This window comes from Roseovarius sp. D0-M9 (assembly GCF_037083805.1).
Classification (GTDB): Bacteria; Pseudomonadota; Alphaproteobacteria; order Rhodobacterales; family Rhodobacteraceae; genus Roseovarius.
In genome coordinates, this window is sequence record NZ_JBAPKZ010000069.1 from 1 (window position 1) to 8,636 (window position 8,636).

Sequence of the window (8,636 nt, forward strand, 5' to 3'; positions counted from 1 at the left end):
AGTGGCATTGATGCTCTTCTGCGTCGCCGCGGATACTCATATAAAAAAAGGACTGATCGCCCAAGAGCGCGACAAGCCCGCAGTCCGAAAAGCCCGACTTGACTGGGCCCGGCGGCAGAAAGTCATGCAAGACCACCCCCATCGGCTGATCTTCATCGACGAGACGGGCACTGACACGAACATGACCCGCGCGTATGGACGGTGCCCCAAGGGTCTTCGCCTCAAAGGGACCGCCCCATTCCGGCGGTGGGGAAACCAAACCCTGATTGCGGGCCTGTCTTGCGAGGGGATCGTGGCGCCGTGGGTTATCTCTGGCGCCATGGATCGCGATGCGTTCGACACCTACGTCGAAAAAGTCTTGGTCCCGGAGTTGGAACCAGGGTCCGTCGTCATCCTCGACAACCTGGCAACCCACAAGAGCGACAGAGCTGCTCGATTGCTCACGGCGCACGGCTGTTGGTTTTTGTTCCTGCCTGCATACAGCCCAGACCTCAACCCTATCGAAATGGCCTTCTCCAAACTAAAGGCGCACCTCAGACGCATCGGTGCGAGAACATCCCTCAGCAAATCCTGGCAATTCGTGCTGGATCCAGATCTCATGGATCCAGGCCTTAAAAACCCCAGCCTCAGCCATCCTCTGCGACAAGCAGATACTACCCGAGATAAAAACGACTCCCAGAGTCCGTGAGAGCTTCTCTAGGCGCCCTCTTTGGGATTTGATGAGCCCTTGCCTGCCAAGCAAAATTTCAGCCATCAGGGAGGCCCTCACAGCCTCTTGCGATAGCGATCCTCCTTGGGGTCACCTCCACACCGCATGAAATCCACATAACAGGATCCATGACAGCCCACGACTGCGCGACAACCGTCGCGGCCAAACCACCGTCCACCGGCTCGACGGGCGGTTACGGCAATCGGTATTCGGACGGCTGGCCGGATACGAGGGTGTCAACGATGCTGGCCGTCTCGCCCTCGACCCGGTCATGCGTCAGGTTGTTGGCGGCAGGGCTGTCGATGCGCATGCGGCATCGGTCTTGCAGATCGGTGGCGTTCCCTCACTCCAACTCCAGCGGTTCGGGCGGTTCTTCGACGACGGTGGGCGGTTCTTCGGTTTCTTCTTGGACCCAAGCGCCGTACAGGATCAGGATCAGCACAAGCACGATAAACCCCGCCGGGATCATCGCATAGATCAGGCTGCGGGGCATGCCGCGGGTCGGTTTGGGGTCTTGGCTCATGGCGGGCTCCTTGCTGTTGCAGGGAGCCAACGCCGAACCCTGGCCCGTCGTTCCGGACCCGCCTCAGGCTAGCGGCTCGTGTAGAGCCAGATTTCTTCATGGTCGATCTCTGTCCGATGCGAAAGCCCGTATACGAATGCGCTGAAGGCAGAGCTTCCAAAAGACGCTTGAAATTTGGAACCAGTAAAGGGGCATGGGGAGCGGCTTCCCGCTAGGATGCCTTGTTCAACCTGCGCCAAAGCAGGAGATCACCCGAGCGGGTGATCTCGTCATTGGGAATGGAGGCCAATGTATCAGCGCACCATTCTTGCGAGGCTACAGAGGTACCCTGTTTCAGCTTGGCAGCATTTATCTAATAGCCGAATGGCTAGTCCAACAGGCCCAGTAGTTTTGGACATTGGTGCATGCCACAAGCTTCAAAGCTGTCATTGCGGCATAAAATGTCTGCTCTCTGCACGGGGCCGACGGATGCCTTTGTTTTGTCGTAGCGCTTTGAGATTTTCTCATGGGCTGTGGCGGGCGCAATAAGACTCAGTGCGTCACCCAACATGAGGGAAAACCAATCATGCCCATTGCAAGCGCGGATCTTACAGTTCAGCAACAAATCACCGCCATCTATATCGCGTACTACGACCGCGCGCCGGATCCTGCGGGTCTCCAGTTCTGGGTCGACAAAGTGCAGGGCGGCCGTTCGCTGACGCAAGTCGCGAGTGACTTTTCGGCTGCAGCAGAAACCACAGCAAAGTATCCCTTCTTCAATGCGCCCGTCGTCACGTCGGCAGAAACTTTTATCGCGAGCATCTACACTAACCTGTTTGGCCGTACGCCCGATGCCGCTGGTCAGGCTTTCTGGAGCGCGCAACTTTCGTCGGGCAGCACGCCGGTCGGTGAGATTATTCTCGCGATCCTCGAGGGCGCGCAGGACGAAGCCAGCGGCGGCTTCCCTGACTCAGAGACGGTGACCAACAAAATTGACACCGGTATTGACTGGGTTGAAAGTGCGACCGCAGCGGGTATCGGCCTGTCGGCAAACCCGATTGCTGTAGAAATCGACGGTAAGATCGTTGTTAACAACCAGGCTGCATTCGACTCGGCAACTTCGATCCTTGATAATGTTGATGGTACTGCGCAGTCGGTGACGACTGCCAAAGCCTCGACCGATACGTTTATTGCTGGCACTACTGATACTGGCACCACTGATACTGGTGGCACCGGTACTGGCCGCAGCTTTGCGCTCACTACAGGTGCGGACACTGGCGCTGCGTTCGTCGGCACAGCCAACAACGACATTTTCAATGCGGCTCAAACGACGGCCGCTACTTGGAGTGTTGGCGACGCAATTGATGGCGGCGCGGGCAATGACACATTCAATGTGACGCAAACTGCTGCTGTCACAAACCCGACCGGCGCAACTGTCAAGAATATCGAAACGATGAACGTGGTTTCGGGCACGACTGCAACCGATCTTAACACGACGACCTTCACCGGTCTGACCGCGTTGAATATCTCTGCCCCGGGTGCTGTGGCTGCCACTTCTGCGGCTACCACCGATGTTGCCATTACCAACGCAACTCAAGGCAATGGTGCTATCTCCGTAAACGGCGGCAAGGATGTCTCGGTAACGGCTTCCGGCACGACCACTGGCACGATTAATGTTGGAGCCACGACAGTTGCCAAGGGCGCAGTTACCATTTCGGAAACGATTTCGGGTGCTGGTACCGTTAACGGTGGCGCAATCACCGTGAAGGGCGGCACCACTGTCAACACGACAACGACGGCTACAAACACGAACACCGCCGGCCAGACCGTGACGCAGGGCAATGTCACTGTAAACGGTACTGCTGACACCACAGCTGCGACTGTTAAGCAGTCCGAAGCTGTTGCAGCAGTAACAGCTGTGACAGGTGTTACTGCTGCGACAGAAACCGCAACTTTCACATTTGCTGATATTACAAACGGGGGTGCTAACGGTACATCGTCATTGATTATTGCAGGTCGAGTAATCTTTGTTAATCCCGGTCAGACGGCTACTGCGGCTGATATTGCGGTCGCCTTTGCAACGGGAACTGACACTGGTAACGCAAATGTTAGTGGCACATTGTTTGATTATACTGCTGCTGCAGGAACTGGCACCAATGTCGTATTTACCAGCACGACCCCTAACACAAACGTAGCTAACATTTCAGTCTCACGTGGCACTTCGGGCGATAGTACAGTACCTGACTTCCCTACTAGAACCATTAGTGACGGTGCTGCTGCTGTTGAAGCTGTAACTGGTGTGGGTGGTATTGCTGCTGGTGATGTTTCGATCACTGATGCAAACTCTACTTCAACAACGGCTGCTGGTACGATCACAATAGCTACACTTGAGAACTTCGGCGCCGCGACTGTTAATTCGAGTGCTCTGACAGCCCTGAACTTGGCAGGCAAGGGCACTTCGGTTAACGCTGGGACACTCGGTGCACTGACGACCGCTGCTAACACGGCTTTGGCTGTTAATGTCAATGGTCTGACCACAACTGGGGCAGTCACCATCGACAGCGATATCACGACGTTGAACATCGGCAGCAACACTGCTGCATCGACGGTGAACAGCCTTGTGGCCAATGGCGCGAAGACGGTGAACGTTGCTGGTGATGCAAAGCTGACACTGACTGGTCAAACACTTGGTGCTGTGACTGACATTGTTATCACCAATACTGCTGGTGCGTCGTTCGGTACCGCTCTCGCTAATGGCGTTCAGTTCACCGGTGGGTCCGGTGCTGACTCCATTAAAATTGCCGGGTCGACCAAAGCATCGACCATGGGTGATGGTGATGACAGCGTCGAGATGACCGCCACGGCGTTCGGCGCGGGCGGTTCGGTTGACGCTGGTGGCGGCACTGACACACTGAAGATGACTTCGGCAAATGCGGCAACCGCTTCCGCGACTGCAACCTTTGAAGCCAACATCTCGAACTTCGAGAAGGTCAGCCTCGGTCAGACACTGGGTAATGCTACTGATTCTGTGAACCTCGCGAACCTCGATGACATCAGCTATGTTGTCACCGCAGGTACGGCAGCAGGTGGTGCAGCAGGGGCAACGAACGAAACGGCCACGGTCACATTCAACAGCCTGCTTGAGGGTCAGTCAGTAACCATTGGCGGCAAAACGGTTACGGCTGCGTCGGATATGACCGCTATCGAGGTGGCGGAGGAATTCGACAACAACAGCACGGTGACTGTCGGTGGCGCAACGTACAACACCGCTGACAACGCTGGTACGGCGTCCGTTGTGCTCACAGCGCAAACGGTTGGCGACAAGGTCGATGTAACAGCGAGTGCGCAGAACACTTCCGCAGCGACATTTGATAACAATGACGTCTCCAACGAAACGCAAGGCGTTGCTCAAGTGAATGCAGAGGCAGAGGTGGCTGACGTCTCGGTGAGCGATCTTCTTGCGGGTGAGTCGACGACCATCACCGATACAGGTGGTGGTAGCCGCACTGTGACGGCAACGGGTGTGACTGAAACTGCAACGGCAACGTTCGGTAATATTAACACGCTTGGCGCGGGTATTGATTCGTCTTACACTGTTGCTGGCCGGACGGTTACTTTGGCCGATAATGCCACATTTGGGTTCTCTTACACTCATGCCGAGATCGCTGCTGCGATTGCGGATGGCTCGACCACAACAGCTGGCGGTGGCACCATTACCGTTTCCGGAAGCCTAAATGGTTACACAGCAGTTGATAACCCTGCCACCGGCGAAGTCACCTTTACGTCGATAGTTCAGGACACGAACGTACAGGATATCACCATCACTGAAGAGGGCCCTTCGCTCAACGTCACGCCTACCATCACCCAAGGTGACAATGGTAACCTGACGGCTAATGAAGTAGCAGCAGCTCTTGCTGGCGGTGTAAGCGGTACAGGTCCTGCTGTTGTGGTGGATAACGGTGCGTTCGGCTACACCGGCGCAGCGAACGGCTCCACTGTCACGTTCACCGGCGCAACTGCTGAAGCCAAAGCTGATCTCACTGCAAGCTCGGCAAGCGGCACACAGCCGACGGTCACTGTCACGAACCAAGGGGTCGACGCCGTTAAAGGAGTTACTGAAGAGGCAGATGTTTCGTTCGAAGCGCTCAACAGCGGTGAGAGCATTACCGTCGCGGGCCGCACCGTTACGGCAAATGGAGACAACCTGACAGAAGCTCAGGTCGAAGCTGCCTATCTTGGCGGGGTCAATGCTGGTAACGCGGTCATCAGCGGAACGTTAGCCGGTTGGACTGTGGCACAAAATGGGGTTGTAGGAGACTCCATTCTTACCTTCACCAGCACAGCTGCAAGTACGCCCGTGGATGATATTGACACCACCTTCAACATCACTGGTGCAACTCCCCCGACTGGACCCACCATTACTGTCACGGATGGTACGGCAACAGGTCCGAGTGGTGCACTGACGCTGAACGGTCTGGCTTCGGGTGCTACTGTCGAACTGACGGGGGCGAACGCTGGCTCGACCACGGTCAACCTGGCGTCGACCACCGGCACGTCGGACGTCGTAAACCTGAAGCTGAACGGCGCGTCGAACCTTGCTGCTGGTGCGGTTAATGTTGATGGCGTGGAGTCGATTGCCATCGAGTCCACCGACAGTAACACCACCGCAAACCCGGCGGCACCAAGCACCCTGGCGCTGAATGCGGCAGCCGCGGAAAGCATCACGCTGTCGGGTAACCACGGTGTGGACTTCACCGGCTCGACGCTCACCAACCTGACCAGCTTTGATGCATCAGCCAACACTGCAGGTGTGACTGTATCCGTGGCTGGCGCTGCTCAGGGCGTCAAGATCACTGGTACTGCCAAGGCTGACAACATCACCGGCGGCAATGGTTCGGACGTAATTTTGGCCGGGGCCGGCAACGATACCATTACTGGTGGGGCAGGTAACGACACCATTACTGGTGGCGCAGGTAACGACAAAATGACCGGTGGCGCAGGTGATGATACCTTCAACATCGCCTTCGGTGGCGAAGGTACAGATACGATCACGGACTTCCTCACCGGTTCTAATACTCTGGACTTCACCGGTAACTCGAATGTGGTCAACGTGAGGAATCCTGACGCTCATCAGGTTGTCGTTAGTGCCAATACTTCAGGTTCCGAAATACTGGAGATTAATAGCGGTTTCGCAGTAATCGATAACGGCAGTGCTAACGTGGGTAACGCAGCTAGCCTCTCAACAACAGATGTCGCTGCCTATCTTGCTGATATCGACAACTCAGGCGATGGCACTGACCAAGTCGTCTTTCAGAACGACAACAGTAGCGTATATATCGCAGTATCTGATGGTACTAACGGCGCAATTTTCCGAGCCGATGCGGGTGGCTTCACCGATACTACTATTAATGCAGGCAATCTTACTTTGATCGTTAATCTGACCGGTGTTTCTGATGCCAGCACGATTACGCACACCACTCTCGCTGACTTCGGCTGGCTCATCTGAAAAACCTCGCACTCTGAGCGAGTTGGAATAAACTGGACGGGAAGATGAAGGATGCCCCGTTATGCTCAAGCAGCCCGCCTTTCCCGGTCTCCGCCATGCGATGAAGAAGAAGCAGACGCGCCGGGAGAAGTTCCTCGGCGAGATGGATATGGTGGTGCCATGGGCACGATTGCTGACGTTGATCGCGCCGCACTACCCGAGGGTCGGACCGAAGGGTGGACGTCCGCCCATGCCGCTGCACACGATGTTTCGAATGTATTTCTTGCAGCCATGGTATGCGCTCAGTGACCCGATGGCGGAGGAGATGCTGTATGACAGCGACGCCATGCGCCGGTTCGCCGGTATCGAACTCGGGGACGACCGGATCCCAGACGACGACGACCATTCTCAACTTCCGTCACCTGCTGGAGAAGCACCAGCTGACCGAGAAGCTGTTTGCTGAGGTGAGTGGCCATCTCGCGGACCAGGGCATCACGCTGTGCTCGGGCACGTTGGTGGACGCCACGATCATCGATGCGCGGCAGAGCAGCGACGCCAGACGTTTACGCAAAAGGAACCAAGAAGGTAGTTCAACACCTGAGCCAAGCGCATTGCAAGGGCATTGGATNTGCGCGGCAGAGCAGCGACGCCAGACGTTTACGCAAAAGGAACCAAGAAGGTAGTTCAACACCTGAGCCAAGCGCATTGCAAGGGCATTGGATACATTACCTCCACCCGCTCCTTCCCCCCGCATGCAGAGGAAGGCCCGTCAAACTATTCGCCGTATCCACGCGATGCCTGATATCGGAGGCCAGCCGCTTCCCCACAGAGTTCTCATCTGTCCCCCGCGCCAAGCATTGGTTCAACCATTCGTAAAGAACCAATGAGCCAAGAGCAGAGTCCCCGGACTGAAACAGGACTCTCCTGCATACGGCCGGTGGGTTATAGTAGTCGCGTTTCTGCTCTCACCTAAACGGAGCCGGTACGAGAGCGGGTCGGGTGAAGTCCCCGGCGAAGGCCAACTTTGGACACGGGAAGATGGCAAACCGTGGCGCGACCTCTTTGAACAGGTAAAGGTCCCGCATAAACCTGAGAGTAACCAGAGAGTAACCTGAGTAGTTCACTCCCTGATGTTGGAGTGAAACGGAGTGGGAGTGACCGGTCAACGTCTAAGCCTGCATCCGAGGCACCCAACAGCAGCGTCAGGGTTGAGGGTGCCTCAGATAACGATCGATCCAAGTTAAGGTTGAGGTTCTCCGGTTTTCCCAAAAGACAGAGGCCAGCACACGTTGCAGTTGTGCATAGAACCCCTCCCTGGCATGCATCCTGGGGAGGGGTTTTTCTGTATGTAATCACTGCGCTCAAGAGACATGACACGTCGGTGGTTGGCTCACCTCGGACGCATTGTAGTGCGTGTGTCATGTCACCAAAGAGCGGTGTAGTCCCCTCCCCTGTTTCCAGGGAGAGGGTTTGGTTCAGGCAGGTTCGGTGACCTTGAGATGGACAGCGATGGCCTCACAGAAGGACTGCAAGTGGAGGCACTGGTCTGAATCCAGTTCACCCAGTTCTGTCAGAAATTGATCGTGATTCCGTGTTCCAGGTATCAGGAAGCCGGCCAGTTCAGCGAGGACATAGGGTGTCTGCTCGTTGGAATCGTCGCTCAGCATCTCAACCATGGTGTCGCGTAAGAGATAAACACTCGCGGTGTAGTCGGTCATTGTCGTTCTTTCTTCATATGGAATTGAAAGAGCCCTCCCCTGCTATGGCAGGAGAGGGCTTGGTTCTCAGCTCAGTGGCTCTCTATCCCCGACTAGTCGTTTGGGGGATAGCGCGAGATATAGCTGAAAGTTGGTGATGGCCCCTGAGGGGCGGCATATCATGGCGGTGTTCACGCGCCGTCAATTCTCCGAAGAGAAAGGGATATGCCACATGACCAAGAC

General features: G+C 56.0%; 3 protein-coding genes and 3 pseudogenes. 4 read left to right on the top strand and 2 right to left on the bottom strand.

The genetic code is table 11. The features are described 5' to 3' along the window. Positions 1 to 556 (top strand): annotated as a pseudogene (locus tag V8352_RS20740) (IS630 family transposase); the annotation flags it as partial. 286 nt (positions 557 to 842) lie between these two features. Then, positions 843 to 1,043: pseudogene (locus V8352_RS20745) on the top strand (transposase); the annotation flags it as partial. A 9-nt stretch (positions 1,044 to 1,052) separates the two neighbouring features. Here V8352_RS20745 and V8352_RS20750 read toward each other — a convergent pair. Then, entirely contained in the window at positions 1,053 to 1,232 is a 180-nt protein-coding gene (locus tag V8352_RS20750) for a hypothetical protein (RefSeq protein ID WP_336426174.1), read from the bottom strand. 565 nt (positions 1,233 to 1,797) lie between these two features. Between V8352_RS20750 and V8352_RS20755 the strand changes: the two genes are divergently transcribed. Next, positions 1,798 to 6,717 (top strand): DUF4214 domain-containing protein, encoded by a 4,920-nt coding sequence (locus V8352_RS20755; RefSeq protein WP_336426175.1) that lies wholly within the window; start codon positions 1,798 to 1,800, stop codon positions 6,715 to 6,717. Positions 6,718 to 6,778: 61 nt separating this feature from the next. Further along, positions 6,779 to 7,298: pseudogene (locus V8352_RS20760) on the top strand (IS5 family transposase); the annotation flags it as partial. Positions 7,299 to 8,171: 873 nt separating this feature from the next. Here the strand turns inward: V8352_RS20760 and V8352_RS20765 are convergent. Continuing rightward, on the bottom strand, positions 8,172 to 8,414 hold the full coding sequence (locus V8352_RS20765) for a hypothetical protein (protein ID WP_336426176.1): 243 nt from the start codon (positions 8,412 to 8,414) through the stop codon (positions 8,172 to 8,174). Positions 8,415 to 8,636 lie beyond the last annotated feature (222 nt).